The following is a 26585-nucleotide window of genomic DNA, read 5'->3' as shown; positions in this document are numbered from 1 at the left end:
GGGCCGGCGGCAACGCCGGCCCTTTTGCTTTGTGCGCATGGCGCCGTTTCAATCCCGGACCGCTCCCATGATCGACCTCCCCACCCTGCCCGCCCACCGCCTGACCGTCGGTGCCGACGTTTTCGATTGCACCGATGCCGGCTCCGGCTCGCCCGTCCTGTTCCTGCACGGGGCGTTGGGCGATCTGCGGACATGGCGGCGCCAGAGTGCCGCGCTCGCGGGGCGTTTCCGCTGCATCGCCTACACCCAGCGTTACTTTGGCACCGCGCCCTGGCGCGCCGATGGCCCTCCCTTCGGCACGGCGACGCACGCGGCCGACCTGATCGCCGTCTGCGAGGCGCTGGGCGCCGGGCCGGCTGCGGTCGTGGCCTGGTCCTACGCCGGGCATGCGGCGCTGCTCGCGGCCCTGGCGCGCCCGGACCTGTTCGCCAGGATGCTGGTCTACGAGCCCGGCGTGCCGAGCTGGGTGACGGCGGAGGAAGAGCTGGAGGTCTTTGGGCGGGATGCCGGAGCGATGTTCGGCCCGGTCTTCGAGGCCGCCGGCCGGGGCGATCGGGAGGAGGCCATGCGCCGGCTGATCGACGCCTCGGGCGGCCCCGGCCATTTCGACCGCCAGCCCGAGGAATGCCGCGCCATCCAGCGCGACAACGCCCACAGCCTCCCGCCACTCCTGGCCCAGGAACCGCCCCCGTCCATCACCTGCGCCGAGCTGGCGTCGTTGCGCGTCCCGGTCACGATCCTCTGGGGAGAGCGGTCGCGGCCGGTCTTCACCGTCCCGTCACAGGCGGCGGCCCGCTGCATCGGCGGGAACGGCCACCGTCCGATTCCAGGCGCCGGCCATCTCTGGCCCGACCAGGACCCGGAAGGTTTCGCGGCGGTGGTGGAGGCGTGGCTGGACGGGATGGCCGGATAGCTCCCCTCCCTCAGACGGCGCCCTCGTTCTGCGGACGCAGAACACCGGCGGCCCTCAGGGCGTGGCGGCGCCGGGACACGGCGCCGGCCAGGAACTTGAAATGGATCTGTTGCAGCGCGGGATTCGCGAAGGTCCGCATGGGGCCGGCGAGACGCTCGCCACCAAAATTCAGCGCAATCCTGGCATCGACATGGTGCCCCTGATGCGAAGACGCATGCACGGTCATGACAGGTCGGTCGCGAAGGATCAGGCCATGGGGATCGCCTGGGTCGGGAACCCGCACCTCGGCCAGCGGGGCGTCGTAGACCTGCCAAATCCAGGGATCCAACACTTCGACCGTGCCCGGATCGCGCCAAACCAGCGCGTTCAGGACATTCTGTTCCCAGAGGGGGTGCGGCGCCACGGCGCGGCACGCCGGCGCCCATTCGGCCAGCAGGTCCCGAGAGACGAAAAGCAACAGCCCGGCGCTGAGATAGGGATGGCTGCGGTTCACGCCGGTCTGCTCGAACAGGAGTTCCGCCGGGGTGATCCTGTGGTTTCTCCGGCGAAGATCGGCGAAGGTGGCGGAGACCGACAGGCCGTCGATCGTCCCCGTCGCCGCCAGGAGCTTTCCGGCACCCCGGAGCCGGTCGGCCAAACCCTCCACGGCGGCGGCATCGAGAGTGCCAGGCAGGATGTCGCTGTCCAGCCAGAGCACGGCGTCCCAAGCAGCGTCGCCGAGATAGCCGAGCAGGTGCGCCTTGCAAAGATAGGGATGAGCGCCCGGCACAAGCTCCGGCGGCCGTTCAAGCAGGTGCCCGGCGTCACGAAGCAGACCTCTTTGCCCCTCGGTCATGCCGAAGTCGCAAACCCGCATGTCGGCGGTCGGAAAACGGTCGGCGAAGCTCTCCAGAAAGGCCAGCGTGGTTATGAAATATTCGGAGTTGCAACCCGTGACGTAGAGCGTGCGCATGGCCGCCGAACCCTCTGCCTGCCGTCCGCCGGAGGACAGCCCGGCAGCGAGCCTTAGCACGCTTGCGGCGCAGGCGGACAGTTCGTTCCGTCCATAGCCCCCGTGCCGGGATCGCTGGACAGCCACAATTTGCCTAAACCTTGTTCGCCGCTGATCTGGATCAATGGAGCCGTCCGGCCGGTGCCGCAGTCTGCGCGGAGCATTGGAGGACGCGCATGCCGGAGGACGGATTAAGTGGAATCGGCGGCATCCCGGTGATCGGGACGCACCGCCCGCGCTTCGAGGCGCCGGCCGCGACGATCACGCAACCGGGCTTGCCCTTGGCGGGCTTGCCCCCGGCGGGGCTGATTTGCCTGTCCAAGGCGGTGCAGGCGCGTGACTCGTTGACGGAAGGTCACGCCCTGTCGCTGCACGAGGAGGGCGTGGCGCGGCTGTCGTCGATGCTGGCCGACCGGATGGGCTTCGGATCGGCGCAGGTGGAGGCGATCGGACGCGCCGCCGGGGTGCACGACATCGGCAAGATCGCCCTGCCCGACTCCATCCTGCTCAAGCCCGGTCCGCTCGACGCGGCGCAATGGGCGGTGCTGCGGAACCACACCGTTCTGGGCGGGGCCATCCTGTCGGGGCACGAGGAGCCGGTGCTGAGGCTGGCCGCCACCATCGCCCGCTGGCATCACGAGGCCTTCGACGGCAGCGGCTATCCGGACGGGCTGGCCGGCGAGGCCATCCCGCTGGAGGCCCGCCTCGTCGCCGTGGCCGATGTCTACGACGCGCTTCGCCAGGGACGGCCCTACAAGCGCGGCCTGTCCCATGACGAAGCGATGCACATCCTGCGCAACGGGGATGGGCGGACCAGCCCCGGCCAGTTCGATCCCCAGTTCCTGAACGCGTTCCTCGGCATCGAGCGCGAGGTGGAGCGGCTGTGGGGCGATGACGGCGAGGGCTGACCCGGAACTGGAAGAGGGTCAGGCCGGAACCGGCTGCCGCTCCTCCCTGGCGGGGGCGGCCCGGTCGGCCAGCACGGCCAATCGGATCTGCTCCAGCTTTTCGTTCATCTCGCGGACCTCCGACTCGATCTTCGCGAGGCGCATCTCGCTCGACTCCTCGGTCACCTCGATGCCTTGGGCGGCGAGCTTCTCGCGCGCCTCCTCCTCCTTGGCCTCTTCCATGGCGTTCACGATGATGCCGAACAGCAGGTTGAGGGTCGTGAAGGTGGTCATGATGATGAAGGGGATGAAGAAGGCCCAGGCGTAGGGGTGATGCTGCATCACCTCGTCGGCGATGTCGGGCCAGCCCTCCAGCGTCATCATCTTGAACAGCGTCAGGAAGGTGATGGGAAGGTCGCCGAAGCGCTCCGGCACGGATTCGCCGAAGAAGCTGTTCCCCATGATGGCGGCAACATAGAACATCACCAGCAGGACGCCGCCGACCGAGCCGACGCCGGGAAGGGCGGAGAACATGCCCGTGACCACGCGGCGCAGCGACGGCACGGCGGAGACGAGCCGCATGAGCCGCAGCACGCGCAGGGCGCGCAGCACCGACAGCCCGCCGCTGTCCGGGGCGAGCGAGATCGCAACGACCGCGAGGTCGAAGATGTTCCAGCCGCTCCGGAAGAAGCCGAGCCGGACGACCGCCAGCTTCAGGGCGATCTCGACGGTGAAGACGACCAGGCAGAGCGCGTCGATGATGTGCAGCAGCGAGGCGAGGGCCGGCGGCAGGCTCTTGATGCTCTGGAGGCCGAGGACGGCGGCGTTGACGAGGATCGCCGCGACGACGAAGTTCTGGAAGCCGCGGCTTTCGATGATGGACCTGAGGATGGGCATCTCTGTTTTCCCGCCCGGTGGAACACGGCAGGCGGCACCTCCGCCGGGCGGCGGCGGCACCGCGTTGAGGAACCGGCGGCGCGCCGGCCATGAGGACGCACCGGCGCAGGCGCGCCGGATCGCCGGCCAGAATGACCTAGCCCTTTCGCGTGCGATACAGACAAATTGAAGCAAATCCTGTTTCACGTCTTTCAGCGCCGTGACGGGGCTGAAATGCCTCCGACGGTAACTGCGGCACCCTGACAACACGCTTCCGCGCCCCGACGTGGGGCCTAAACCTCCCCGTTTCGGCCAAGCCGAAGGGCAGAGCGGCGGGCCGAGGGCACGCCATAGGCGTTTCCCCTTGCGGGCGCTTGCGGAAGAGCGGGCGCCGCGGGCAATCTCGCCGGCAAGCAAAGGAGACGCCTCATGCCCGATCAAGAGCTTGGCACCCCGTATTCGGCGGAGTCGCTGGAGAAACTGACCGACGAGCAGCTCGACCATGAGCTGAAGGAAGCCGCCGGGCTTCTGGAGATCCAGGAAGCCTACGCGAACCAGGCGCAGCGGGCGTCGGTCCGTCTTCTGCGCCTGTCGGACGCGGAAGGGACGCGCAACGTCATCCGGATGCTTCAGGAAGAGAAGGCGCGGCGCGGCACCGGCGGCTGAGGTTGCCGGAGGGCCGGATGCCGGGCGCGGAACGGCACGGCACGGCACGGCACGGCCGGAGAAGGGAACGGCCGGAAAAGGGAACGGCACGGCCGAAAAGGACCGGGAAAGCCGTTACACGCTGTTACCCGAAGGCGGGGTGGCGGACATGATCCGGCAAAGGAGCGGGAGCATCCTGGCCTGGTCCGGACGACCGGACCTTTCGCCAGGGGATGACGCCCATGAAATCCGCTTTCCTGAAGCCCGCCATTCTCGCCATGGCCGCGCTGGCCGCCTTCACCGGAACACTCGGCGCGCCGGGAGCCTCATCGGCGGCCGCACAGCCCCTTCGGCAGGAAGCCGGCGCTCCCTTCGCCCATGTGGCGGCCTTCCAGACCGCGCGGCACGACTCGCAATGGCGCGGCCATGAGGGGCACGACCGGGACCGCGAGGCGCCCGCGCACCGCCACGTGGAACGCCGGAACGAGCATCGCACTACGGAGCATGTCAACCGGGGTCATGCGCCCAAGGGGCGCTGGAGCGTCGGAGAGCGGCTGCCCTCGGCCTACCGGACGCGGGGCCGCGTCATCGCTCATCCCGCCGCCCATCATCTCCGCAGGCCGCCGCGGGGCCATCACTGGGTCAGGGTGGGCACCGACGCCGTCCTGGTCGCCGCCGGGACCGGCGTCATCGTCGGGCTGGCGTACGGCCTGTTCCACTGACCGCGCGGCGGGCGGGCGGCGGGGAACAAGGCGGGGCCGCAGCAACCCGCCCGGTCAGCGCCGGGCGCCCGCTCCCGGCTGATCCAGATCGGCGAGGATCTCGTCGCCCCGGTGCCGTTCCAGGGCGCGCCGACCGAGGTTGGTGATCAGCACCGCCTGCCGTCCGGTCGGGGCCGGGTCGGCGACGTTCACGAGGCCGGTGGCGATCATGCGCCGCATCAGGACGCTGTGCGCGCCGATCCAGCGCATCGGGCGGTTGCCCATCGGGATATAGCGGTAGACGCTCCCCTCCACCACGGCGGCGAGGCCGCGCGCCTGGGCATCGGTCAGCTCGGGCGGATCGCCGGGCAATTCACCAGGGGAAAGGTCCAGGCCGGCGATGGCTAGGAGGCTCACCTCGAGGAGTTCCGGGGCCACGCTCATGGCCGGCCTCCCGCATTCGAGGCCAAGACCGGGCCGGCACGACGGCAAATCGCGGAAAGCAAAAAAGTCCCGCGGGCAAGCCCGCGGGAAGTTGCTTGGAGGAAATCGCACGCATAAGCGTCGCGAGATCGCAAACGGATCATCGCTCCTGCCGCGTCAAATGCCGAAGGAAATGAGCGTCGAACGCCCTTCTTTTCCACCTTGTGGAAGCTGGACCCGCCCGCAACTCGCGCGGCGAAGCTGCGGACACCAGGTCCCTGCCCGTCTTGTCTCACCATGATCCCCACCCTGCCCGTCAAGGAGGCAAACACAATACTTTCGTATCATGGGTGGCGGCGCGGATGGTTATCGGAATGTGTTTTTCCGTTTGGCGGAATGCCTCCCGCATCGCGGCGGCTGAGCGGCTTCACGGGACCTGCTGTCGGGGAGATCCACCGTCCAGGAGATCTATCCTCTCGACCCGGCTCTCGGGCTGCGGCATTGTGCCGCCGGCCCATTCGGGACCGAGGCTTCTCCGCACCCCACCCCGGACAAGACGACAGGCATGAAAAGCGACGCGACGCGCAGCGCGGCCTTGCATCGGACCGGACTGGAAACGCTCATCGCCAGGGGAACGCTGTCCGGCCCCCTGGTCGGCCTCTACGGTTTCTGGGACCAGAGTCGCCGCTCCTCGCCGATGCCCAGCTATCAGGAGCTGATGACCGAGGGGCTGATCCGCTGGTGGGGGCACCTGTGCGTGAGCGAGCGGGACTTCCTCTCCGACCGGTTCCGCGTGAGCTGGGTCGGCGGAGACCTCTTCCAGGTCTACGAACATGACCTGACGGGCCGCTTCCTGGACGAGGTGCTGCCCAGGCTCGGGCTGAAATGGCTGCTGGAAAGCTACGAGCATTGCGTCCGCACCGGGCGGCCGAGCTACACGCTCTCCCCCGGCCCGATGGTGGAGGACGGCACGGCACGGGACGGACGTCCCGACGCGTCCGGAAGCGGCGCGAGCCGGTCGCTGGCAAGGCTGCTCCTTCCCTGCGGCCGGAACGGCCGGGTGGAAGCCATCCTGGCCGCCTCCTATTCGGTTGCACGCTGAAACGGGCGTGCGCCGAGCGGGGCGCGGAGCCAAAAAGAAAAGGCCGCCGGCATGGTCGCCGACGGCCCGAAGTCTAGGGAGGAAACGCCCAATCAAGGCGTCAACGGAAGGTGATCTGGTGTCGCGGACTGGATCCGTCCACCCCCCTTCCTAAGAGAACCGGCCCGGAGGCCGCGCCGTCTCAGCGTTCGGCGACCTGACCGCTGGCCCCGTTGATGCGGATCTCCTGGGAACTGCCGTCCGGCCGGGCGACGGTCACCTCATACTCCACATGGTCGCCCTCACGCTCGACCTCGGCATCGAGCGCCTTGCCGCCGGCGCGCTGCTCGGCCATGCCGATCGCCTGGCCGAGAGTCGTTCGGGCGTTCTGGAGGTCCGCCGGCTTGAGCCGCGTGAAATACTGCTCGATCCGTTCGTTCTCGGTATCGGTCACCGACCCGCTCTCGGCATCCAGCGTGTAGGTGACGAGCGTGCCGTCGCCCAGCACCTTCACCTCGTAGGCGCCGCGCCCGTCCTCTTCCTCGAACTCCGCGTCGATGGCCACCCCGTTGCCCTGGCGAGCGGCGATGTCGATGGCCTGGGTCAGCGAAACCTTCGCCTGTTCGAGGGCGCGGACGTCGTCCTGGTCGGCGGCCAGCACCGGCGTCGCCAGGAGCATGGCCGCGCCGGCCAGCAGGGTCAGGCGGTGGTGCGTGTTCATGGTCTCGTCTCCGTCCTTGCTTCATTCAGCATGGTGTTCCCCTGGGAAACGGACGGGGCGCGCCGAGGGTTCCACGCACGCCGGGCGCGCCCGTCAGGACAGGGCGAGCAGCGCCGCCCGGAGATCGCCGGGGGAGAGCGCGCCGGGCGACAGGGTGCCGAGCGACGCCTCGACCTCCGCGTGGGTGGCGGCCCAGACCGGGGCGGCCTTCGCCAGCAGGTCCATGCCCTGGGGCGTGAGGAAGAGGCGCCGGCCCCGGCGGTCCTTTCCGTCCACCATGACGCAGACCAGCCCACGCCGCTCCAGCGGCTTCAGCGCCGCCGTCAGCGTGGTGCGGTCCATGGCGAGCAGGGAAGCGACGGAACCCATGGTCGGCGGCTCCGGCCGGTTGAGGGACATCATCAGGGAAAATTGCCCGTTGGTCAGGTCGAAGGGGCGGAAGGCCTCCTCGAAACGGCGGGCGAGCGCGCGGGCCGCGCGCTGGACGTGCAGGCATAGGCAGCTGTCGCGGACCAGCAGCGTGGTCGAGAAGGGAACCGGAGATGGATCGGGAGCGGATGCGTTTGACATGAACCAAATATGTTGATATCAACGTGAATATCAAGAGCGCGGTCGCCGGCTGCGGGGATGAAAGGTCCCTTCCCACCATCCAATCCGGACCGCGCCTTCCCGGCCGAGAGGACCAACCGTTTCGGCCCACCCCCTTTTGGGAGACTGGACATGCACGCCGACGTCACCGAGGCGCACCGCTGGCTCGACCGGCTCGCGGGCGATTGGGTTCTCGTGCCGGAACCGGCCGCCGAAGGCGCGGAAACCGCCTGCCCCTCCCAGGGCGGCTGGACCGAGCAGGCCCGCTCGCTGGGCGGGCTCTGGCTCGTGTCGGAGGGACGGGGGAGCATGCCGGACGGCGCGCCGGCGAGCACCCTGCTGACGCTCGGCTACGACCCGGCGCGGGAGCGCTATGTCGGGACCTGGACCGGTTCGATGATGGCCCATCTCTGGATCTACGAGGGCACGCTGGATCCGTCGGGGCAGGTGCTGACGCTGGACACCGAGGGGCCGAACTTCATGGACGGGAACCGCATGGCCCGCTTCCAGGACATCGTCGCCTTCGAGGACGCGGATACCCGCACCCTGACCGCCCGCGTGCAAGGCGAGGACGGCGAATGGCGGACCTTCATGACGGCACGCTACCGGCGCGCCTGATCCCTCCCCTTCCCCACGGCATCCCCGACGGAGCGCTCCGAATGGCCCAGTCACGCCGCTTCTTCTGGTACGAGCTTTCCACAGGCGACAGGGAGGCCGCCGAGGCCTTCTACGGACGGGTTGCCGGCTGGACCACGCAGCCAGGCATGGTGTTCGACCGGCCCTACAGCTGGTTCCTGGCCGGCGGCGCCCCGGTCGGCGGGGTGATGGAGGCGGAGGCGGAGACGCCGGCCGGCCAGCCGCGCGGCTTCATCGGCTCCATCCTGGTCGATGACGTGGACGCCGTCGCCGCGCGGGTGGCGGCGCTGGGGGGGACGGTGCGGCTGCCGGCGCGGGACGTTCCGGGCATGGTCCGCTTCGCCGGGCTCGCAGACCCGCAGGGTGCTGCCTTCGGCGTGTTTCAGCCCATCGGCGACTGCCCGCCCCCGGATACGGGGACGCCGGTGGCCATGCGCTGGCACGAACTGCACGCCGCCGACCCCGAGGCGGCCTTCGCCTTCTACGCCGGCCTCTTCGGCTGGGAAAAGGGCGAGGCGCTCGACATGGGACCGATGGGGACCTACCAGATCCTGACCGCCGACGGCGTTCCCTTCGGCGCGGTGATGCGCCGGCCGGAGGCGGGCAAGCCGCCCTTCTGGCTGTTCTACATCGGCGTGGACGACATCCACGCGGCGGCGGCCCGCGTCAGTGAGGCGGGCGGAACGGTCCTGAACGGCCCCATGGAAGTGCCCGGCGGCAGCCACATCGTCCAGGCGCTCGACCCGCAGGGCGTGCTGTTCGCGCTGAACGGGCCGGCGGCTTGACGCGTCAGGCGTGAGAGGTGACTGAGTGCTTTCCGAGGCACAGACTCACCGAAGCAGGCCTCCGACCATCCTTCCAGCGTCATCCCCGCAAAAACGCATAGGCGCTAACTTTCACGGCTGACTGAAGCAAGCTTCGGACCACCCTTCCGTCATCCCCGCGGACGCGGGGATCCAGAGTTTCCAACGGTTCCGCTTTGGGAGGAACTGGATTCCCGCTCTCAAGCAAACTTCGTTTGCTCTGACGCGGCAGGCGAATGCCAGAAGCATTCGCCAAGAGCGTTTCGCGGGAATGACGAGGGGGAAGGTTGCAGGCTTCGGATAACCTGGCCGATGTGCAAAAGTTAGCGCCTATGGGCGAAAGTGGGATGACAGCAGGGTGCTGGCCTGCCACTGGCTCAAGTGGGCCAATCCACGCCCCTCACGGCTTGATGAGGCCGAGGAGGGCCGCCTTGACGGCGGCCTGGATGCGGGTGGCGACGCCCAGCTTGCGGATGGCGTTGTCGATGTGGAAGTTGACCGTGCGGTCGGTCACGCCGATGAGCACCGCGATGTCGGTGGAGGACTTGCCGCGCGCCGACCAAGTCAGCGCCTCGGACTCCCGTTCGGTCAGGCGGACGCCGTTCCCGGCCGGACGGGCCGAACCCTGCCCCGTCGTTTCGCCGGGGGTCCCGCGCGCGAGGCGGTGGCGGACGATCTCCAGAAGAAGCTCGAAATCGATGGGCTTGACGATGTAGTCGTCGCAGCCGAGCCGCCGTCCCCGGATCTGGTTCTCGCGCTGGCCGAAGGCGGTCAGGAAGAGGAAGGGTACGGCCGGCTGCTCCGGCCCGGCCTTCAGCCGTTCCAGCAGCTCCAGGCCGGACAGGCCCGGCAAGTCCACGTCGCAGAGGATCAGGTCGGGGCGGAGCCTGTCGATGGCGGCGAGGCCGGTGGGGCCATCCTCCGCCACCGCGACGGCGTAGCCTGCCTCCTCCAGCTCCTCCACCAGCAGTTCGCGGGTGCCGGGATCGTCCTCGATGCACAGGATGGTCTTGTCACGGTTCGTCATGGAGCCTCGCCAGCGGGCCTCCCCAGCGGCAGGCGGACGGTGACGGTGGTGCCGGCACCGGGCGTGCTGTCCACCGTGACCGTGCCGCCATGGGCGGCGACGTAACGGTCCACGAGATAGAGCCCGATGCCGGCGCCGGACACCCCCCGGCTGTTGCCGCCGCGGAAATAGGGGTTGAAGAGATGCGGAATATCCGCCGCGTCGATGCCGATGCCCTCGTCGGCGACGGCGACCACCGCGTGCCCCTCCTCGGTCCAGCCGGAGACGCGCACGGTGGCGCCGGGGCCGGAGTATTTCAGCGCGTTCGACACCAGATTGCCGAACAGCTGGGACAGCAGCGTGCCGTCGCCCTCGAACCGTTCCGGCAGGCCCGCGAGGTCGCCGGTGACGGCGGCATCCCCGCCGGCCGCCTCCCGCGCCTGGGCCGCCGCGTCGGCGACCAGGAGGCGGAGGTCGAGGGGGCCAAGGGCGGGGGCCGGCTCGCCCGTTCCGACGGAGGAGGAGAGCAGCACCCCCTCGATGATGTCGTTGACCCGGCGGACCGCGTCGCGGATCTTGCCGGACCGGACGGCCACATCCTCCGGCGTGATGCCGGACGCCAGCTTGCCCATGCGGTAGGCCTGCCCGTCGATGGTGGTGAGCGGCGTCTTCACCTCGTGCGACAGCATGGCGATGAAGCGCTTCTGCCGGTCCACCTTCTCGCGCTCCTCCTCCAGCCCGCGCCGCAGCACCTCTTCCGCCCGCAGGCGGTAATGGACGAGCAGCGCCATTGCCCATTGCGTGGCGATGGCGATGACGCGGTTCGCGTAGAAGACGGCTGTGATCTGGTTCGTCGGCGGCTGGATGAAGGTGCCGACGACCGACAGGAGGGTGGCAGCACAGGCGTACCAGAAGGCGGCGCGCTGGCCCTCGAGGATGCCGAGCACGATCGGGATCGCATAGGCGAAGCAGATCGACACGTTGTCGGCGCTGGTCACGGCGTCGAGCAGGAAGATCCCGCCGATGAAGGCCACGTTGCAGGCGCGTAGCGCGCGCAACGCCTGGACGGGCAGCGTCATGCGGAGCCCGCGCCTTGAGCCCCGCCACCCGGCGGCCCGGAGATCGAAGAGCGTGTTCCTGCCATGACGGACCCAGTTGCGGATGTGGCGCGCGCGGACGTGCCGGGTGCGGACGCCGCAGGCCGCCATTCCCCTGGGCGGTGCCGGGAAAGCGGGCACGGCCCAGGCGGCAGACTGCCGCATCCGTCGGGCCGAACGCAACCCGCCCCCGCCCGTCAGACCGCGCCCGCCGCTTCCGGCACGGGCGCGGGTTGGGGGGTCTCCGAGGCGACGAAGCGGCTGTTCTCCTGCCGAAGCCGGGCCATGGCGTTGTCGTAAAGGAAGGTCAGAAAGGCGTAACGCTTTCCCGCGGTCACCGGGCGGGCCTCGTGCAGGAGAGAGCAGGAGAAGACGATCGCGGCACCTGGAGGGGCCCCGTGGAGTGCATGCCCGAACTCCGGAAAGACGAGCCTTCCGCCCTCATAGCCGTCATTCAGGTTGATGGTCACCGCGAACTGGCGGTGGGCGGTGCCTTTCGTCGTGTTGTCGCGATGCGCGCGGAAATAACCCCGGTCGGCCGAATCGTAGCAGGCGACGAGGTAACGTTCGAGCCGCGTTCCTTGGAACTGATAGGCCTTCATCAATTCCGGAGTCAGCCGCCGCGCCAGCCTCTCGCGGATGGCGGCCCTGAGCCCCTCATCCTCGACCATGAAATCATAGCGGCGCTTGCGTTCGCTGTTCATGACCCCGACGGTGAGGCCATCGCGTTCCGTCATGAAGCCCGACGCGCTTCCGCCCTCCCTCTCGAAGGCGGTGATCAGCCGACGGCACAGCTCCGGCTCGAAGACGCCGGGCACGGTGAGAACCGGGGCCTGCGGGACGGCGGGCCGCTCTCCCGCGATGGGTGGCAGGGAGTCGAGCAGCCTGGCGAGCAGCGCCACGCTGGCCGCCGGGTCCCCCAGCGGGATCACGTCCGTGATCCGGTAGCGCGGATCGACGAGGTAGAGCGACGGGCGGAAGCCGTTCCTGCCGCTCGCGGCGTCCAGTCGGATCAGGCCGAAGGTCCGGCTGACGTTCCGGTCGCCGTCGAACATGTAACGGATGCCCGGAACCCGGTCCTTGAGCCGTCCCTCGTCCGAGGGATCGAGCGTCACGCACATGAAGGTGAGGTTGGTGTCGTCGAAGCGGTCGGCCAGCGACGCCATCGCGGCGAGGAAAGCCGCGCCCAGCGGGTGCTCCGAGGACGGAATGAAGGCGATCAGCAGATGACGGCCGGCCAGTGTGTCGACGTTGAAGCGGTCGTTCGCCCCGGTGCGGCCGCGGAAGAAGGGACAGGGCTCACCCGCGCCGAGCGGCGTGGGCTGGGCCGGCACGGGCTGGGCATTCATGGGCTGGGCATTCATGACCGGACGGCTCCCCGGCCGAAGGCGTTCAGAAGGGGCGCGGGCGTGCGCACGTGTCTTATGGCGGTCATGGCGGTCATGAATGGCTCGCGGATCGAGGATTGCCCAATGTTCCCGACCTGCCGCCCCGGGATAAGCTGCTAAGCTTCACAGGGGAGCCGACCCGCGGCGCGGCGCGGCGGAAACGCTTTGCCGCCCAGCGTGTTGGATGCACAAGCCCAAGCCTTGAGGAGTGCACCATGTCGCTGATCGCGTGGATTGTCCTGGGTCTGATCGCCGGCTGGATCGCCAGCCGGATCATGCACGGATCGGGTTCGGGCTTCGTCATGAACCTGCTGCTCGGCATCGTGGGCGCCTTCGTCGGGGGAATCCTGGTGAGCGTCATCGGCGGGCGAGGCGTGACCGGCTTCAACCTCTGGAGCCTCATCGTCGCGACCATCGGCGCGGTGGTGGTGCTGTGGGCCTTCAACGCGCTGGCGGCGCGGCGCCAGCGGCATTAGCCCGCCGCCGGCGGGGCGGCCCCGATGGCCGGGATCCTGCGCGGCTGGGTCCGGCGGACCTTCTCCGACCCGCAGGTCGTCACGCTGCTGGCGGTGCTGCTCGGCGGGCTGGCCGTCCTGCTGCTGCTGGGCGACGTGCTGGCGCCGCTGATCGCGGCGATCGTCATCGCCTACCTGCTGGAGGGCGGCACCGCCGCGCTAGTCCGGGCGGGGCTGCCGCGCACGCTCGCCTCGCTCGCCGTGTCCTTGCTGTTCCTGGGCGCCCTGCTGGGGCTGCTGCTGTTCCTGGTGCCGCTTCTGGTGGCGCAGATCGCGCAGGTGGCCCGGCTCCTGCCGTCGGTGATCGGCGGGTTGCAGGATTTCCTGCTTCGCCTGCCGGCCCGCTATCCCGACCTGTTCGAGGCGGAGCAGGTGAGCCGCATGGTGGACCATCTGCGCGCGGAGATCCTGACCGTCGGGCAGAACCTGCTGGTCTCCTCCGTTGCCTGGCTGCCGACGCTGTTCAATCTGGCGCTCTACACCGTGCTTCTGCCGATGCTGGTGTTCTTCTTCCTGAAGGACAAGGACCAGCTCCTCGACTGGGCGACCGGCTACCTGCCGGCGCACCGGCCGCTGGCCGACCGCGTGTGGCGCGAGGTGCATGCGGAGACCGGCCGCTACATCCGCGGCAAAGTCTATCAGATCACCATCGTCGGGATGGTGTCCTACGGCGCCTTCGTCTGGCTGGATTTGCCCTTCAGCGCCCTGCTCGCCGCCGCCTCCGGCCTGTCGGCGCTGATCCCCTTCGTCGGAGCACCACTGGCCGGCCTGCCGGTCGCCATCGTCGCCTACGCGCAATGGGGGCTCTCCGCCGAGACCGCCTGGTCGCTGGCCGTCTACACGGTGATCCAGGTTCTGGACGGATTCGTCCTGCACCCGCTGCTGCTGTCCGGGGTGGTCAACCTGCACCCGGCGGCGATCATCGCGGCGGCGCTGGTGTTCGGGGAGGTCTGGGGCTTCTGGGGCGTCTTCTTCGCGGTGCCGCTCGCCTCGCTCGTTCAGGCGGTCCTGAACGCCTGGCCCAGGAAAGTTCAGGATGGCCGGCTTGGCGGTGCTTTGGGGGGCGGCGCACTGGGAAGCGGCGCGTCCGGAGGCAACCCGGCGGAGGCCGCCCTTCTCACCAGGCCTGCCGTCGGTCCGGAATCGGCGCCCAGCGGCGGAAGTCGAGTCCCACCCCCCTGAGATGCGTCCGCTGCCACCAGCCGCGCCTGGGTGCCGGCGGATCGGTCCGGCGCCGTCCGGCGCTGGCCTCCTCGGCGGCCAGCAGCAGGCTCATCAGCGCGCGTTCCAGTGCGATCAGCTTCTGCCGACGCGCGATGCAGCGGCAGGCGCGGCTGCGCTCGCGCACGCTTCGAATGGCTTCATGAAAGCCCGCGAACTCCGCAGTCTGGCCCCGCATCGCGCCTTCTCGTAAATCAACAAAGTTCCGTTGGGAAAATATGGCGTTAAGCCTAAGGTTTCACCTGCACCAAGGCCAGAGCATCAATCCGAAGCGGCACCAAAGTCCTAGACCGGCGTGACTCCCTTGCTCGTCCCAGGAAATTTCAAGCCGCATCCAGCACTGGAAATGGCGAAGCCCCGGACAGGCCGGGGCTTCGCGCTGACAGCGATGAGGGCTTGCTATTCGGCGGCCACCACCCCGGCCGGCAAGGACCCGGCGAGGGCGCGCCGCTCGATCTCCCGCCAGGCGGTGAAGGCGAGGCTCTCCGGAAGCTCCACGTCGTCCATCGACAGAACGTCGCCCGCCTTGACCGCGCGGCGGAGCACGCCGTGGTAGAGCAGCCCGATCGGCAGATGGCCGGGGTAGTCGGCGATGCGCACCGCCTCGCCCCGGATGTCGAAGCTGCCGATCCCGTAGGGCAGCCGCTCGCCGGCCCGCAGATCGCGCTTTGCGATGGAGGCCACGGAGATGGTCGGGCTGGCCGAATTGTCGAGCAGAACGGTCTTCTGCCGCGCCACCCGGCGGATCGTCTTCAGGATTTCCAGATGGACGAAGATGTTGTTCTTCAGGATCACGTAATAAGGACCCTGGCCGGCGCGCAGATACTGGAGCGCCGGCTGCTGGCGCTCGTCGTGGCGGGCGACGATGAAGACGCCGTGCGGCAGCTTGCGCGACAGAACATAGTCGGCGATCGGCCCACCCGCCGCCTCCGCCGCCTCGGCGAGCTGGATGCCGGCGGCCTGTAGGTCGTCGTTCTCCGGGGTGAGCATGCCGGTGCGGGCGATGGTGCCGCCCAGCCCGTTGGCGACCAGGGCCTGCTCCATGCTGACCTTGGTGCCGTCGGTGAAGGAGGTCACCATCGGAAGGCTGATGCCCTGCTTGGCGCCCCAGAACTCCATGTCGGCGCGCGACGGGTCCTTGTTCAGGAAGCCCTTCAGGTTACCGTAGACGACCGGCTCGAAGCCCATGGCCCGCAGTTCCTCGGCCATCTCGGCCTGGACGCCCGGCTGGTCGCCGGCCGCCTCGGAGATCAGGCCGCGCCCGGCGAACCAGCTGCCGGCGGTGATGTGGAACTCGGTGTTCATGGTCACGACCGGACGGCCGGCGCGCACGGCGCGGTCGATCACGTCGGTCGCGTAGATGGGGTCGCCCGTGCATTCGAGCAGGACGTCGCAGGCCTCGAGCACCTCATCCAGGGAGTTGGTCAGCAGCTCCGGCCGGGGGTAGTCGGTGCAGTCCTGCGTCGGGCGCCGCGTCAGCACCTTCACGGCGGCGGCGTCCGCGTGGCGGTCGAGGCTCATCACGAAATGCTTGGAGACGAATCCGGTGCCGACGACACCGATGCGGATGATGCTCTGGTCCATGCCCTTCGTCTCCAACGTCATTCACCTGGCTCCCTCACCATTTCCGTCTCTCTGTGATCGGCGTCCTCGTTGCCGCGAAAGCCCTCGCGATTGAGCGCCGCGAAGGCCGCCGCCGGCACGTCCAGGATGCCGCCATACATCTCCAGCTCCTTGATGCGCTCGTGCCAGCTCGTCAGGGTGCGGTACCATTCCAGCGTGATGGTCTGCGGCGTCTTGTCGAGCGTGCCGTTCTCCAGCGCCGCGACGATGCCGCGCACGCCATGGGCGACGTTGTGCTCCGTCCGCCAGCCGAGCGCCTCGATCCGGTCGAAGCTGACCCGGTAGGACCGGTGGTCGGCGTCGCCGTACCACTCGATCTCCACCGGCCGGCCGAGCGCCGAGACGACCGCGTCGGCGAGGTCCTTGATGCGGTAGGTCTCGCTGTCGCTGCCGACGTTGAAAATCCGTCCGTTCACCTTCTCCGCAGGGGCGGTCAGCATGAAGATCTGCGCGGCTGCCGTGTCGCGGACATGGATCATCGGGCGCCACTGGCTGCCGTCGCGCATGAGCGGCAACTTGCCGGTCTTCCAGGCGCCATAGGTCATGCCGTTGACGGCCAGATCGAGGCGCATGCGCGGGCTGTAGCCGTAGACGGTGGACTGGCGCAGGACCACGACGCAGAAGTCGTCGTCGGCGAGCGGCAGCACGCCGTGCTCCGCCTTCTCGTTCGCCCGGGCGTAGGTGGTCAGCGGGTTGGTCGCCGTATCCTCGCTCGCGATCACGTCGTTCGGCAGGAAGCCGTAGATCGAGCAGGAGGATGGCAGGACATAGCGCTTCACCCCCGCCGCCTTCGCCAGCTCCGCGCAACGCACGCGGGCGCGGTGGTTGACGGCCCAGGTGACGGATTGGAACTGCTCGCCGGAAGGGTCGTTGGAGATCGCCGCGAGGTCGATCACCGCGTCGATGCCCTTGAAATGGATTGGAGCAAGACGGCGGACATCCTCCCGCAGCATTTCCAGGCGCGGGTGGTCGGGCAGAAGATGCTGGCCGAAAAAATAACGATCCACGGCGCGGACCGTGTGGCCCTGCGCCAAAAGCATCGGCACCAGCGTGGTGCCGATATACCCGCCCGCCCCAGTTACCAATACCCGCATCGACAGGTTCCCTTCCGTCCGGTGACCGGAACGCCCCCCGAACGACGCCTCCCCGATGGAGAGCGTCCCTCCGTGTTTTCATCGGAGGGACGCATGGCGTATGTCCAGGATATCTAAGCGTTCTGGCTAGTAATCAAGCGCTGGAAGAACGGCGGCGCGAGAGTGATGTTCCCGGGTCGGAAAGTCAAAACGGGCTGGAAAGCTCTGCCAAACGGGGGAGTATTTTGTCCTTTTCGGATAGCAAGGCTTCTTCTGGGGTTACCGGCCAGGCGATTCCGAGGTCGGGGTCGTTCCAAATAAGACCGCCGTCCTGATCGGGCGCATAATGGTCGGACACCTTGTAGGCTACCTCGGTGTCGGGCTCCAGCGTGCAGAAGCCGTGGGCGAAGCCGATGGGAACGAGCAGCTGGTGTCCCGATTCGGCGTCCAGACGGACCGACACATGGCGCCCATAGGTCGGCGAGCCGGAGCGCAGATCCACCGCGACGTCGAGGATCGCCCCGCGAAGCACCCGCACGAGCTTGTCCTGGGCCGCCGGGGGTCTCTGGAAATGCAGGCCGCGGATCGTGCCCTTCTGGGCCGAATAGGATTGGTTGTCCTGGACGAAGTCGATCTCGATGCCCGCCGCGCGCAGGGCACGGCGGTTGTAGCTTTCGGTGAACCATCCGCGCTGGTCCGGGAAGCGGCGGGGAATCAGGAGCTTGACCGCGGGAATCGCGGTATCACGCACGTCCATGAGCGGGCCTTTCGGTACAGTTGTGGGGGAAAATCATGCGGGCGGGTTATCGGAGCGGCAGGCGCGGACGGACTCACGCGGTGCTCACGAAAAGGCGCCGGCCCCTGGAAAGGGGCCGGCGCCGGTACTCACGCGGTGGGGGCGCCGATCAGAAATAGCGCTCCGGCACCCGCACCACATCATCGGGCATGATCGGGGTGGTCACCGGCGCGCGGCGGACCTCCTTCTTGGGATCGCTGCCGCGCGTGACCAGCACGAAATCCTCCTTGGCGCGGTAGGTGAAACCGCCGGCCATGGCGACCGCGGACAGGGCGGTCATGCCGTTGACGTATTGGTACTGGCCGGGGTTCCGGACCTCGCCCAGGATGAAGAAGGGACGATGGTTCATCACCTCCACGCTGACCCGTGCGTCGCGGACATAGCCCTGCGACAGGCGATTCGATATCTCCGTTTCGAGTTCGCGGGCGGTGCGGTCCTTGGCGGGCACCTCGCCGATCAGCGGCATGGCGACCCGGCCGGCACCGTCCACCCGGAATTCGCCGGAGAGCTGCTCCTCGCCGAAGACGATGACGCGCAGGGCGTCGCCCGAACCCAGGCGGTATTCGCTGACCTGCTGAACCGACCCCGCCTCTTCCATCGGGGCATCCACGCCGGCGCAGCCGACGAGGCCGGCGGCAACGGCGGTCAGTCCGAGAACACGGAACACATGACGTCGATTCATCCCAAACCCTTCCCTGGCTCTTTTCGGCGGTGCGGAGGAGCCCGCAATGCAACCCGCCCTCGGTGGTCTCGATCAGGAGACTAGCAAGCGGCGGCGCGTTGGGAAAAAGTGGAGATGAAGTAATGCCTTTGAGGAGGATCCAGCCCGTGCAGTTGGAGGAGTCTGGAAAGAAAAAGGACGCCCACCTCTCGGCAGACGTCCCTTTGTCTAGGCCTCTATACGGTTCGGCCGGAGCCGGACCGATTACATCTGCGCGCCGATGCGCAGGAAGATCTGATGATCGTCGTAGTCGAAACCGCTGAGGTTCGAGTTACGGGTCTCATAGGTATAGCCGCCGGTCAGGTAGAGATAGCGGCTGACCTGATAGCTGGCGCCGGCCGAGGCGGTGTAGACGTCGTCGGTACGGTCCACGCCGTTGAAATCATCCTCGCGGTACTGAAGACGGGCGTTGAGGATGAGCGTGCGCAGCAGCTCGTGGTCGGCGCCGATCGCGAAGATCGTGCGGTTGTAGCTGGACGCCACCTGGCCGCCCCGCGTGAAGGTCGATTCGCGCACCTGACGGTCGAGCGAGCCGGTGACCGTGGTGAGCTGCGTGACGTTCCAGACCACCCGGCCGCCGAGCGCCAGGCCGCTGAAGTCCTCCAGCGTGGCGGCGTCGTAGTTCTTGGCGAGATATCCGGCGTAGACTTCGCCGGTGATCAGGCCGCCCAGGTCGCTCGACACGCCGCCGACGACCTCGTAGCCGTCGGAATCGCGGTTGTAGCTGGACGAGTCGTAGCGGCTCCAGGTGTAGCTGCCGCGCACGAAGCCCTCAAGCCCCTGCATGACCTGATAGCCCAGCCGCAGGCTGGTGCCGTAGTCCCAGCGGTTCCGGAAGTCCTGGCTGACGTCGCCGACGCCGTTCACCTCGACCGAGGAGTAGTCGGTGTAGTTGGCCAGCGCCGACAGCCGGGCGCGGAAGCGGTTGAAGCCCTGCGTGACGTTCACTTCGCCGCCGGAGACGTTGTAGGTCACGGGTTCGGCGCGCGAGCCGATGCCGGTGGTGAAGTTGGGATCGTAATCGGGGTCGCCGCGGCCCTCATGCTCCCGACGGTGGAAGACCAGGCCGCCGACCGAGCCTTCGCGGGCGTAGTCGAAGCGGCCGTCCAGCACGGCGTCGTAGTCGGTGTAGTTCTCGTCCGAATATTCGAAGTGGTAGCCGCCCTCGCCGCTGAGCCGAAGGTTAACCGCGTGATTGTTGAAGTCCGAGCGGACGTTCAGCTGCGGGCGGACCACCGCGATGAAGTCGTCGCGGGTGTTGCGGTCGGTCGCGAAGACGTTGCTGTCGTAGGTCAGCCCCGTCTCGATGCGCGGCAGAAGCAGGAAGGAGCCGGCCCTGACGCCGAGCTGCTCAACCTCCGGACGGGGGCGTTCGAGCACGGTTTCGCCACGCTGCAGCTCCTGGGCGGAGGCCGGCAACGCGGTCAGCACCGTGGACGCGAGCGCGATGGCGAGGACGGACAAGGAGCTGGGCTTCATTGAGTCACCGTGCAGGAATAGAAGGACAATCGGGAACGAACCCAATCAAACCGTGGGGCCGCCATGCACTCGCCGATCGGAAGGCGTAACGGCCGGTCCCAGCAAAGACACCCCATGCCGCACCGCCCGCGCAACAGCGAAGTCTTCGGCGGTGAGGATTTCGGCCCACCCTGTGTTGTCGGCGCAACAAATCTTGGGCTGAGCCACAGGAGTCAGGCCGAAGCCTATCGGCTGCATGGTGATAGTCATAGAACCTTTGTGGAGGCGGAACCGATCAGGCGGCGCGCGTCGCCGGACGGCCGGGCTCTGTTGCGGCCCCACCGCCCGGTGACTCGCCTCGCCAAGGCCTGGGGCACCGCCATCCGGAACCGGCCCGGCGGACGCCCCGTTCTCCTCGAGGGGCCGGGCGGTCCGGCCCGCATTGCACCGACACGGGAGCCGCCGCATGGCAAAGCATCTGGACACCCCCCCGCCGCCGAAATCGCCCAAGCACCCGGACGACGACCTGATGCCGCCCTACGCGCCGGGCAGCGTTCCGCCCCCCGAGGGCGAGGTCCCGCATTCGACCGAGGAAAGGACGCCGCCGCCGGACAGCTATCCGCCGAAACAGACGCCCTAAGGGAATCGAGGGATGGGGCAGTCCGGGCTTGAGCCCGGACAGGCTCCGGAAGAGGTTGGAAAATCACCCGTACACAAACAAATGAAGTCGCCGGCAACATACCGGGGTACAGTTTGAGCATTGATTTGGATCGGCGACGATTGAGGAGCATCACAACCGCAAACTACGGAAGCACATTCGGACTTGCCTATCTCCACGTGCATCCCTAGTCTGCGGGATGGAATGCCGCGCTTTTGTGTGCCGTGCAGATCCAGGGGCGCGCCGCAGGGCGCGGCGTGGGCCGGACCGCCGGCTGCACAACTCCGGATTGCCGCGCGCCGCAGGGGCCGCGTTCCGTCCCGCATGGCCCGCCACCGCGAGGCCCATCCGCAACAGCCTGGATGCCATGGAAGACAACGGCCAGCACCGGCCCGACACACTCTTGCTGTCCGACCAGGTCCAACACCGCCTGCGCCGCGCCTATCAGCGGGCATCGAGCATCTTTTCCGAGTCGATGGCGGAAGCACCGGGAGAGCCCGCCGTGACGCTCGCGCAGTGGGCGGCCATGTCCACCCTGTGCGCCCAGGGTGCCGTGTCGCAGAACCTGCTGGGGCGGCAGACCTTCATGGATCCGGCCACCATCCAGGGCGTCATCCTGCGCCTGGAGGAGCGTACCCTGGTGGAGCGCAGCCCCGACCCGCAGGACCGGCGCCGGACCAGCGTGAAGCTGACCAAATCGGGGATCGAAACGGTGCGCGGCCTGGCACCCAGGGCGTTCGAGGCCCACCGCCAGACGCTGGCTCCGCTGACGCCGGCGGAGCAGGCGACCTTCCTGGCGCTGCTGGCGCGGCTGATGTGAAGGGGCGAACCGGCGCGGGCTGGAAAAAGGGGCCGACCGCATAGGACGGATCGGAACGGTGACTTTTGACGCGGGTTTGATATGTACAGCTCCGCCCCGTCAACCGCCCGAGCACGCCGCCCATGCAACGCCGCACGCCCCTTCGGCCGAACCGCCGCGCCACGCTCCTCGCCGCCGCCGGCGCCCTGGGCCTCCTCGCCCTCCCCCTCGGCGCCGCGCGCGCGCAGGATGGACCGATCCGCATCGGGGAGATCAACAGCTACACCGGCCTGCCCGCCTTCACCGTTCCCTACCGCCAGGGCTGGCAGCTCGCGGTCGAGGAGGTGAACGCGGCCGGCGGGCTGCTGGGCGGGCGCAAGATCGAGGTGATCTCGCGCGACGACGCCGGCCGGCCCGACGACGCGGTGCGCATCGCGCAGGAGCTGGTCAGCAACGAGCGGGTCGTGCTGCTGGCGGGCACCTATTACTCCCACGTCGGGCTGGCGGTCGCCGACTTCGCGGCGCGCAACAAGGTGCCTTTCCTGGCCGCCGAACCGCTGAGCGACGCGCTGACCTGGACCAAGGGCAACGCTTATACCTTCCGCCTGCGCCCCAGCACCTACATGCAATCGGCCATGCTGGTGGAGGAGGCGGCGAAGCTGCCTGCCAAGCGCTGGGCCACCGTGGCGCCGAACTACGAGTACGGCCAGTCGGCGGTCGCCTGGTTCAAGCAAATGCTGAAGGAGAAGCGCCCGGATGTGGAGTTCGTCGGCGAGCAGTGGCCGGCACTCGGCAAGCTGGAGGCCGGCCCCACCGTGCAGGCGCTGGCCGCCGCCAAGCCCGAGGCCATCTTCAACGTGACCTTCGGCGCCGACCTGTCGAAGTTCGTGCGCGAGGGCGAGCAGCGCGGCCTGTTCCGCAACCGCCCCGTGGTCAGCGTCCTGACCGGCGAGCCGGAGTATCTTGAGCCCCTGCGCGACGAGGCGCCGGAGGGCTGGATCGTGACCGGCTACCCCTGGGACCAGATCGACACGCCCGAGCACAAGGCCTTCCTCGACGCCTACCGGGCGAAGTTCAAGGATTTCCCCCGGCTGGGCTCGGTCGTCGGCTACAGCACCTTCAAGGCGATCGCCGCGGCCATCGAGAAGGCAGGCTCCACCGAGCCACAGGCCGTCACGGCGGCGCTGAAGGGCCTCCAGCTCTCCAGCCCCTTCGGCCCGATCACCTTCCGCGCCAGCGACCACCAGGCGACCATGGGCGCCTTCGTCGGCAGGACCACCGTCAAGGACGGCACCGGCACCATGACCGGCTGGCGCTACGCCGACGGGGCGAACTACCTGCCCTCCGACGAGGCCGCCGCGAAGATGCGGCCGGCGCCGTGAGGCACGGGCGCCGCCGCCGGATGAAGGAGTGACATGTCCTTCTATCTCGTCCAGTTCCTGAGCGGGCTCGCCACGGCGGCGACGCTGTTCCTGGTGTCGTCGGGGCTGACCATCGTGTTCGGCGTGACGCGGATCGTGAATTTCGCGCACGGGTCCTTCTACATGCTGGGCGCCTACATCGGCTGGTCGCTGGCCGAGCGGATCGGGTCGACGCCGCTGGGCTTCTGGGGCGGGGTGCTGGCAGCGGCGCTGGCGGCCGGGGTGCTGGGCGCGGTGATGGAGGTGCTGCTGCTGCGGCGGCTCTACCGCTCGCCGGAGCTGTTCCAGCTGCTCGCGACCTTCGGCGTGGTGCTGGTGGTGCAGGACGTGGCCTCCTGGATCTGGGGGCCGGAGGATCTGCTGGGGCGCCGCGCGCCGGGGCTGCGCGGGTCGGTGGAGATCCTGGACCAGGTGTTCCCGCTCTATGATCTGGTCTTGATCGCGCTGGGGCCGCTGGTGCTGGCGGGGCTGTGGCTGATGTTCCACCGCACGCGCTGGGGCACGCTGATCCGTGCCGCGACGCAGGACCGCGAGATGACCGCAGCACTGGGGGTGGAGCCGGGGCGCCTGTTCACCGGCGTGCTGTTCCTGGGCTCGGCGCTGGCGGGGCTGGGCGGCGCCCTGCAGGTGCCGCGCGAGGCGATCAACCTCGGCATGGACATGGGCATCGTGGTGGAGGCCTTCGTCGTCGTCGTGGTCGGCGGCATGGGCAGCCTGATGGGGGCCTTCGTCGCCTCGCTGCTGATCGGGCAGCTCCAGGCCTTCGGCATCCTGGTCTTCCCCGAGATCACGCTGGTGCTGGTCTTCCTGTTCATGGCGGTGGTGCTGGTGCTGCGCCCCTACGGGCTGCTCGGCCGCGCCGAGGAGGCGCCGCCCACCGCTGCCTCCCCCGGCCCGCCGCTGTCCGCGTCCACGGGCATCGCGGCCTGGGCGCCACTGCTGCTGCTCGCCCTGCTGGCGCTGGTGCCGCTCTTTGCGGGCGAGTATGCGCTGATCGTGCTGACCGAGCTGGTCATCCTCGCGCTTTTCGCCGCCAGCCTGCATCTGCTGATCGGGCTGGGCGGGCTGGTGTCCTTCGGGCACGCCGCCTATTTCGGGCTCGGCGCCTATGGGGCGGCGCTGCTGGCGACGAGCTGGGCGGCACCCATGCCGTTGGCGCTGGCCGGCGCGCCATTGCTGGGCGGGCTCGGCGCGCTGATCGCCGGCTGGTTCTGCGTTCGCCGCTCCGGCCTCTACTTCGCCATGTTGACGCTGGCCTTCGCGCAGATCGCCTGGTCGGTGACCTTCCAGTGGTATGGGGTGACCGGCGGCGACAACGGCATCCTCGGCGTCTGGCCCGATCCCTGGGCATCGGGCAAGACGGCCTTCTACCTGCTGACGCTGGGCTTGTGCGGGGGGGCGCTGTTCCTGCTGCGGCGGGTGGCATTCGCCCCCTTCGGCTATGCCCTGCGCGCCGGGCGCGATTCGCCCCTGCGGGCGGAGGCGGTGGGCATCGACGTGCGGCGGACGCAATGGTTCGCCTTCACCCTGGCCGGGAGCGCCGCCGGGCTGGCCGGAGGTCTCTACGCCTTTTCCAAGGGCAGCGTCTTTCCCACGCTGATGTCGGTCCCGACCTCGGTCGATGCGCTGGTGATGGTGCTGATGGGCGGCGTCCAGACGCTGGCCGGGCCGGTCGTGGGCGCCGCCCTGTTCCACCTGCTGCGCACCGAGATCATGAGCCTGACCGACCTGTGGCGGCTGATTCTGGGACTGGTCATCATCGGGCTGGTGCTGGCCTTCCCCAAGGGGGTCGTCGGCTTCGCCCGCGACCTTGTCCAGCGCGGGAGGGCGGCATGAAGCGGCTGGAGGTGAGCGGGCTGGAACGCAGCTTCGGCGGGGTGAAGGCCGTGCGCGGCGTCTCCTTCGGGCTGGATGCGGGCGAGCTTCTGGCCCTGATCGGGCCGAACGGGGCCGGCAAGACGACCTGCTTCAACCTGCTGAACGGGCAGCTCCGCGCCGACGCCGGCAGCGTGCGGCTGGACGGGACGGAGCTGGTCGGGCTGCCGCCGCGCCGCGTCTGGCGGCTGGGCGTCGGACGGACCTTCCAGATCACCGCGACCTTCCCGACCATGACGGTGGCGGAGAATGTGCAGACGGTTTTGCTGTCCTGCCGGCGGCGCCTGTCCGGCCTGTGGCGTCCGGCCGCCTCCTTCTTCCGGGAGGAGGCGGTGGCGCTGCTCGACCGCGTCGGCATGGGCGCGCAGGCGGACCGGCCCTGCGGCGTGCTGGCCTATGGCGACCTGAAGCGGGTGGAACTGGCCATGGCGCTGGCGAGCGACCCGAAGCTGCTGCTGATGGACGAGCCGACGGCCGGCATGGCCCCGAACGAACGGCTGGAACTGATGGCGCTGACCGCCTCGCTGGTGCGCGAGCGCGGGCTGGCGGTGCTGTTCACCGAACATGACATGGACGTGGTGTTCGGCCATGCCACGCGCATCCTCGTGCTCGACCGCGGGCAGGTGATCGCGGAGGGGCCGCCGGACGCGGTGCGCGCCGACCCGCGCGTGCAGGCCGTCTATCTGGGGAGTGCGGCATGACCGGGGAGCCGCTGCTGCGCGTCCAGGGGCTTCAGGCCTGGTACGGGCGGGCGCACATACTGGCGGGGGTGGATCTGGCCGTCGGCCGGGGCGAGGTGCTGGCGCTGGTCGGGCGCAACGGGGCCGGCAAGTCCACCACGATGAAGGCCGTCATGGGGCTGCTCGACGCGCGCGCCGGCTCGGTAACCTTCGAGGGGCGCGACGTCTCGGCCCTGCCGCCGCACCGCATCGCGCGGCTCGGCATCGGCTATGTCCCGGAGGACCGGCGCGTCTTCACCGAACTGACGGTGGAGGAGAACCTGGAGGTCGGCCGCCAGCCGCCCCGCCCCGGCGCGCCGCACTGGACGCCGGAGAAGCTCTACGCCCTCTTCCCCAACCTGGCGGAGATGCGTGGGCGGCGCGGCGGCCGGATGAGCGGCGGCGAACAGCAGATGCTGACGCTCGCCCGTACGCTGATGGGCAACCCGTCCCTGCTGCTGCTCGACGAACCGTCGGAGGGGCTCGCCCCGCGCATCGTCCAGCAGATGGCCGAGGCCTTGCGCGCCCTGAAGGCCGAGGGGTTGTCAATCCTGCTGTCCGAACAGAACCTCGCCTTCGCCGGCGCCGTCGCCGACCGCGCGAGCGTCATCGAAAAGGGTGTCATCCGCTTCGACGGTCCGATGCAGGCGCTGATGAAGGAGGAGTCGATCCGGCGGGCCTATCTGGCCGTGTGAGGCGCGGGGCGGACGACACATTCAGCTAGTGTTTTCGGGGACGACAAGCAATCGAGGAGCGACCACTTAGTCGTCATCCCCGCAAAAGCGGGGATCCAGGCTTCGCATCCGAGCCACGCCACCAGGAGTTCTGGATCCCCGCTTTCGCGCATGGGCGCTGACGTTTGTACATCGGCCCGTTTTGCCGAAGCCTGCAACCTCCCTCCTCGTCATTCCCGCGAAAGCGGGAATCCAGTCCTTCCCGTAGCGAACCCT

General features: G+C 68.8%; 29 protein-coding genes. 15 read left to right on the top strand and 14 right to left on the bottom strand.

Translation table 11 applies throughout. The annotated features are described in order from the left end of the window. Window positions 1-67: 67 nt before the first annotated feature. Window positions 68-913, top strand: coding sequence for an alpha/beta hydrolase (locus JUB11_RS14915; protein WP_207459357.1), 846 nt, complete (start codon window positions 68-70; stop codon window positions 911-913). A gap of 10 nt (window positions 914-923) precedes the next feature. On the opposite strand, the gene JUB11_RS14910 is transcribed toward JUB11_RS14915, so the two are convergent. Next, a complete protein-coding gene (locus JUB11_RS14910) occupies window positions 924-1865 on the bottom strand; it encodes a hypothetical protein (protein ID WP_207459356.1) in 942 nt (313 codons plus the stop codon). A 215-nt stretch (window positions 1866-2080) separates the two neighbouring features. Between JUB11_RS14910 and JUB11_RS14905 the strand changes: the two genes are divergently transcribed. Then, on the top strand, window positions 2081-2812 hold the full coding sequence (locus tag JUB11_RS14905) for an HD-GYP domain-containing protein (RefSeq protein WP_207459355.1): 732 nt from the start codon (window positions 2081-2083) through the stop codon (window positions 2810-2812). A gap of 18 nt (window positions 2813-2830) precedes the next feature. Here JUB11_RS14905 and JUB11_RS14900 read toward each other — a convergent pair whose 3' ends face one another. Beyond that, a complete protein-coding gene (locus JUB11_RS14900) occupies window positions 2831-3688 on the bottom strand; it encodes an ion transporter (protein ID WP_207459354.1) in 858 nt (285 codons plus the stop codon). A 408-nt stretch (window positions 3689-4096) separates the two neighbouring features. Between JUB11_RS14900 and JUB11_RS14895 the strand changes: the two genes are divergently transcribed. Beyond that, window positions 4097-4333, top strand: coding sequence for a hypothetical protein (locus JUB11_RS14895; RefSeq protein ID WP_207459353.1), 237 nt, complete (start codon window positions 4097-4099; stop codon window positions 4331-4333). Window positions 4334-4554: 221 nt separating this feature from the next. Then, window positions 4555-5034 (top strand): RcnB family protein, encoded by a 480-nt coding sequence (locus tag JUB11_RS14890; RefSeq protein WP_247887068.1) that lies wholly within the window; start codon window positions 4555-4557, stop codon window positions 5032-5034. 54 nt (window positions 5035-5088) lie between these two features. On the opposite strand, the gene JUB11_RS14885 is transcribed toward JUB11_RS14890, so the two are convergent. Next, on the bottom strand, window positions 5089-5457 hold the full coding sequence (locus JUB11_RS14885; protein ID WP_207459352.1) for a hypothetical protein: 369 nt from the start codon (window positions 5455-5457) through the stop codon (window positions 5089-5091). A 544-nt stretch (window positions 5458-6001) separates the two neighbouring features. Between JUB11_RS14885 and JUB11_RS14880 the strand changes: the two genes are divergently transcribed. Then, a complete protein-coding gene (locus JUB11_RS14880) occupies window positions 6002-6538 on the top strand; it encodes a hypothetical protein (protein ID WP_207459351.1) in 537 nt (178 codons plus the stop codon). Between the two features lie 181 nt (window positions 6539-6719). Here the strand turns inward: JUB11_RS14880 and JUB11_RS14875 are convergent, their stop codons facing one another. Beyond that, entirely contained in the window at window positions 6720-7238 is a 519-nt protein-coding gene (locus JUB11_RS14875) for a PepSY domain-containing protein (protein WP_207459350.1), read from the bottom strand. Window positions 7239-7331: 93 nt separating this feature from the next. Continuing rightward, entirely contained in the window at window positions 7332-7808 is a 477-nt protein-coding gene (locus JUB11_RS14870; RefSeq protein ID WP_207459349.1) for a MarR family transcriptional regulator, read from the bottom strand. A 150-nt stretch (window positions 7809-7958) separates the two neighbouring features. Here JUB11_RS14870 and JUB11_RS14865 point away from each other — a divergent pair, with 150 nt between their 5' ends. Both JUB11_RS14865 and JUB11_RS14860 read left to right on the top strand, forming a co-directional pair. Further along, window positions 7959-8444 (top strand): DUF1579 domain-containing protein, encoded by a 486-nt coding sequence (locus tag JUB11_RS14865; protein WP_207459348.1) that lies wholly within the window; start codon window positions 7959-7961, stop codon window positions 8442-8444. A 41-nt stretch (window positions 8445-8485) separates the two neighbouring features. Then, window positions 8486-9247, top strand: a complete 762-nt coding sequence (locus JUB11_RS14860) for a VOC family protein (protein WP_207459347.1) — start codon at window positions 8486-8488, stop codon at window positions 9245-9247. A gap of 418 nt (window positions 9248-9665) precedes the next feature. On the opposite strand, the gene JUB11_RS14855 is transcribed toward JUB11_RS14860, so the two are convergent. The 3 genes from JUB11_RS14855 to JUB11_RS14845 all read right to left on the bottom strand — a co-directional run bounded on the left by JUB11_RS14855 (window position 9666) and on the right by JUB11_RS14845 (window position 12732). Beyond that, the gene (locus JUB11_RS14855; RefSeq protein WP_207459346.1) at window positions 9666-10292 is read right to left on the bottom strand and encodes a response regulator transcription factor; all 627 of its coding nucleotides are present in this window, start codon (window positions 10290-10292) and stop codon (window positions 9666-9668) included. Further along, entirely contained in the window at window positions 10289-11350 is a 1062-nt protein-coding gene (locus JUB11_RS14850; protein WP_207459345.1) for a HAMP domain-containing sensor histidine kinase, read from the bottom strand. Before JUB11_RS14850 ends, JUB11_RS14855 begins: the two co-directional genes overlap by 4 nt. 215 nt (window positions 11351-11565) lie before the next feature. After that, window positions 11566-12732, bottom strand: a complete 1167-nt coding sequence (locus JUB11_RS14845) for a 2OG-Fe(II) oxygenase (protein ID WP_207459344.1) — start codon at window positions 12730-12732, stop codon at window positions 11566-11568. A 239-nt stretch (window positions 12733-12971) separates the two neighbouring features. Between JUB11_RS14845 and JUB11_RS14840 the strand changes: the two genes are divergently transcribed. Beyond that, window positions 12972-13232, top strand: a complete 261-nt coding sequence (locus tag JUB11_RS14840; RefSeq protein ID WP_207459343.1) for a GlsB/YeaQ/YmgE family stress response membrane protein — start codon at window positions 12972-12974, stop codon at window positions 13230-13232. Window positions 13233-13256: 24 nt separating this feature from the next. After that, on the top strand, window positions 13257-14453 hold the full coding sequence (locus JUB11_RS14835; protein ID WP_207459342.1) for an AI-2E family transporter: 1197 nt from the start codon (window positions 13257-13259) through the stop codon (window positions 14451-14453). On the opposite strand, the gene JUB11_RS14830 is transcribed toward JUB11_RS14835, so the two are convergent. The 6 genes from JUB11_RS14830 to JUB11_RS14805 form a co-directional block, all read right to left on the bottom strand. After that, window positions 14389-14670 carry a hypothetical protein gene (locus JUB11_RS14830; RefSeq protein ID WP_207459341.1) on the bottom strand — a complete coding sequence of 94 codons (282 nt, stop codon included), beginning with the start codon at window positions 14668-14670 and terminating at the stop codon, window positions 14389-14391. The two genes, JUB11_RS14835 and JUB11_RS14830, sit on opposite strands and share 65 nt — an antisense overlap. 221 nt (window positions 14671-14891) lie before the next feature. Continuing rightward, window positions 14892-16097 carry a hypothetical protein gene (locus JUB11_RS14825; RefSeq protein WP_207459340.1) on the bottom strand — a complete coding sequence of 402 codons (1206 nt, stop codon included), beginning with the start codon at window positions 16095-16097 and terminating at the stop codon, window positions 14892-14894. Beyond that, complete coding sequence (locus tag JUB11_RS14820) at window positions 16094-17209, bottom strand: SDR family oxidoreductase (RefSeq protein ID WP_207459339.1); 1116 nt, start codon at window positions 17207-17209, stop codon at window positions 16094-16096. Before JUB11_RS14820 ends, JUB11_RS14825 begins: the two co-directional genes overlap by 4 nt. A 184-nt stretch (window positions 17210-17393) precedes the next feature. Continuing rightward, window positions 17394-17945 (bottom strand): dTDP-4-dehydrorhamnose 3,5-epimerase, encoded by a 552-nt coding sequence (gene rfbC / locus JUB11_RS14815; RefSeq protein ID WP_207459338.1) that lies wholly within the window; start codon window positions 17943-17945, stop codon window positions 17394-17396. Window positions 17946-18093: 148 nt separating this feature from the next. Continuing rightward, window positions 18094-18666 carry a polysaccharide biosynthesis/export family protein gene (locus JUB11_RS14810; protein WP_207459337.1) on the bottom strand — a complete coding sequence of 191 codons (573 nt, stop codon included), beginning with the start codon at window positions 18664-18666 and terminating at the stop codon, window positions 18094-18096. Window positions 18667-18909: 243 nt separating this feature from the next. Further along, entirely contained in the window at window positions 18910-20184 is a 1275-nt protein-coding gene (locus JUB11_RS14805) for an outer membrane beta-barrel protein (RefSeq protein ID WP_207459336.1), read from the bottom strand. Window positions 20185-20629: 445 nt separating this feature from the next. Here JUB11_RS14805 and JUB11_RS14800 point away from each other — a divergent pair, with 445 nt between their 5' ends. The 6 genes from JUB11_RS14800 to JUB11_RS14775 all read left to right on the top strand — a co-directional run bounded on the left by JUB11_RS14800 (window position 20630) and on the right by JUB11_RS14775 (window position 26330). After that, complete coding sequence (locus JUB11_RS14800; protein ID WP_207459335.1) at window positions 20630-20803, top strand: hypothetical protein; 174 nt, start codon at window positions 20630-20632, stop codon at window positions 20801-20803. A gap of 385 nt (window positions 20804-21188) precedes the next feature. Beyond that, window positions 21189-21641: a MarR family transcriptional regulator gene (locus JUB11_RS14795; RefSeq protein WP_207459334.1), complete on the top strand. Its 453-nt coding sequence runs from the start codon at window positions 21189-21191 to the stop codon at window positions 21639-21641. 122 nt (window positions 21642-21763) lie between these two features. Continuing rightward, window positions 21764-23002 carry an ABC transporter substrate-binding protein gene (locus JUB11_RS14790; RefSeq protein ID WP_207459333.1) on the top strand — a complete coding sequence of 413 codons (1239 nt, stop codon included), beginning with the start codon at window positions 21764-21766 and terminating at the stop codon, window positions 23000-23002. Between the two features lie 33 nt (window positions 23003-23035). After that, entirely contained in the window at window positions 23036-24877 is a 1842-nt protein-coding gene (locus JUB11_RS14785; protein WP_207459332.1) for an ABC transporter permease, read from the top strand. Continuing rightward, on the top strand, window positions 24874-25617 hold the full coding sequence (locus JUB11_RS14780) for an ABC transporter ATP-binding protein (protein WP_207459331.1): 744 nt from the start codon (window positions 24874-24876) through the stop codon (window positions 25615-25617). Before JUB11_RS14785 ends, JUB11_RS14780 begins: the two co-directional genes overlap by 4 nt. Beyond that, window positions 25614-26330: an ABC transporter ATP-binding protein gene (locus tag JUB11_RS14775; protein WP_207459330.1), complete on the top strand. Its 717-nt coding sequence runs from the start codon at window positions 25614-25616 to the stop codon at window positions 26328-26330. Before JUB11_RS14780 ends, JUB11_RS14775 begins: the two co-directional genes overlap by 4 nt. Window positions 26331-26585 lie beyond the last annotated feature (255 nt).

This window comes from Azospirillum sp. SYSU D00513, from assembly GCF_017356015.1.
In the GTDB taxonomy this organism is placed as follows: domain Bacteria; phylum Pseudomonadota; class Alphaproteobacteria; order Azospirillales; family Azospirillaceae; genus Azospirillum.
The sequence above is the reverse complement of the archived record's forward strand: the minus strand, read 5'-3'. Positions and strand labels throughout refer to the sequence as shown.

Bases quoted from the DNA above. Each gene is read 5' to 3' on its own strand.
- JUB11_RS14790 (WP_207459333.1), top strand. From the start codon at position 21,764: ATGCAACGCCGCACGCCCCTTCGGCCGAACCGCCGCGCCACGCTCCTC.
- JUB11_RS14915 (WP_207459357.1), top strand. From the start codon at position 68: ATGATCGACCTCCCCACCCTGCCCGCCCACCGCCTGACCGTCGGTGCC.
- JUB11_RS14840 (WP_207459343.1), top strand. From the start codon at position 12,972: ATGTCGCTGATCGCGTGGATTGTCCTGGGTCTGATCGCCGGCTGGATC.
- JUB11_RS14795 (WP_207459334.1), top strand. From the start codon at position 21,189: ATGGAAGACAACGGCCAGCACCGGCCCGACACACTCTTGCTGTCCGAC.
- JUB11_RS14805 (WP_207459336.1), bottom strand. From the start codon at position 20,184: ATGAAGCCCAGCTCCTTGTCCGTCCTCGCCATCGCGCTCGCGTCCACG.
- JUB11_RS14855 (WP_207459346.1), bottom strand. From the start codon at position 10,292: ATGACGAACCGTGACAAGACCATCCTGTGCATCGAGGACGATCCCGGC.
- JUB11_RS14905 (WP_207459355.1), top strand. From the start codon at position 2,081: ATGCCGGAGGACGGATTAAGTGGAATCGGCGGCATCCCGGTGATCGGG.
- JUB11_RS14865 (WP_207459348.1), top strand. From the start codon at position 7,959: ATGCACGCCGACGTCACCGAGGCGCACCGCTGGCTCGACCGGCTCGCG.
- JUB11_RS14775 (WP_207459330.1), top strand. From the start codon at position 25,614: ATGACCGGGGAGCCGCTGCTGCGCGTCCAGGGGCTTCAGGCCTGGTAC.
- JUB11_RS14835 (WP_207459342.1), top strand. From the start codon at position 13,257: ATGGCCGGGATCCTGCGCGGCTGGGTCCGGCGGACCTTCTCCGACCCG.
- JUB11_RS14890 (WP_247887068.1), top strand. From the start codon at position 4,555: ATGAAATCCGCTTTCCTGAAGCCCGCCATTCTCGCCATGGCCGCGCTG.
- JUB11_RS14895 (WP_207459353.1), top strand. From the start codon at position 4,097: ATGCCCGATCAAGAGCTTGGCACCCCGTATTCGGCGGAGTCGCTGGAG.
- JUB11_RS14875 (WP_207459350.1), bottom strand. From the start codon at position 7,238: ATGAACACGCACCACCGCCTGACCCTGCTGGCCGGCGCGGCCATGCTC.
- JUB11_RS14780 (WP_207459331.1), top strand. From the start codon at position 24,874: ATGAAGCGGCTGGAGGTGAGCGGGCTGGAACGCAGCTTCGGCGGGGTG.
- JUB11_RS14785 (WP_207459332.1), top strand. From the start codon at position 23,036: ATGTCCTTCTATCTCGTCCAGTTCCTGAGCGGGCTCGCCACGGCGGCG.
- JUB11_RS14910 (WP_207459356.1), bottom strand. From the start codon at position 1,865: ATGCGCACGCTCTACGTCACGGGTTGCAACTCCGAATATTTCATAACC.
- JUB11_RS14825 (WP_207459340.1), bottom strand. From the start codon at position 16,097: ATGACGTTGGAGACGAAGGGCATGGACCAGAGCATCATCCGCATCGGT.
- JUB11_RS14900 (WP_207459354.1), bottom strand. From the start codon at position 3,688: ATGCCCATCCTCAGGTCCATCATCGAAAGCCGCGGCTTCCAGAACTTC.
- JUB11_RS14820 (WP_207459339.1), bottom strand. From the start codon at position 17,209: ATGCGGGTATTGGTAACTGGGGCGGGCGGGTATATCGGCACCACGCTG.
- rfbC (WP_207459338.1), bottom strand. From the start codon at position 17,945: ATGGACGTGCGTGATACCGCGATTCCCGCGGTCAAGCTCCTGATTCCC.
- JUB11_RS14860 (WP_207459347.1), top strand. From the start codon at position 8,486: ATGGCCCAGTCACGCCGCTTCTTCTGGTACGAGCTTTCCACAGGCGAC.
- JUB11_RS14800 (WP_207459335.1), top strand. From the start codon at position 20,630: ATGGCAAAGCATCTGGACACCCCCCCGCCGCCGAAATCGCCCAAGCAC.
- JUB11_RS14845 (WP_207459344.1), bottom strand. From the start codon at position 12,732: ATGAATGCCCAGCCCATGAATGCCCAGCCCGTGCCGGCCCAGCCCACG.
- JUB11_RS14870 (WP_207459349.1), bottom strand. From the start codon at position 7,808: ATGTCAAACGCATCCGCTCCCGATCCATCTCCGGTTCCCTTCTCGACC.
- JUB11_RS14830 (WP_207459341.1), bottom strand. From the start codon at position 14,670: ATGCGGGGCCAGACTGCGGAGTTCGCGGGCTTTCATGAAGCCATTCGA.
- JUB11_RS14810 (WP_207459337.1), bottom strand. From the start codon at position 18,666: ATGAATCGACGTCATGTGTTCCGTGTTCTCGGACTGACCGCCGTTGCC.
- JUB11_RS14850 (WP_207459345.1), bottom strand. From the start codon at position 11,350: ATGACGCTGCCCGTCCAGGCGTTGCGCGCGCTACGCGCCTGCAACGTG.
- JUB11_RS14880 (WP_207459351.1), top strand. From the start codon at position 6,002: ATGAAAAGCGACGCGACGCGCAGCGCGGCCTTGCATCGGACCGGACTG.
- JUB11_RS14885 (WP_207459352.1), bottom strand. From the start codon at position 5,457: ATGAGCGTGGCCCCGGAACTCCTCGAGGTGAGCCTCCTAGCCATCGCC.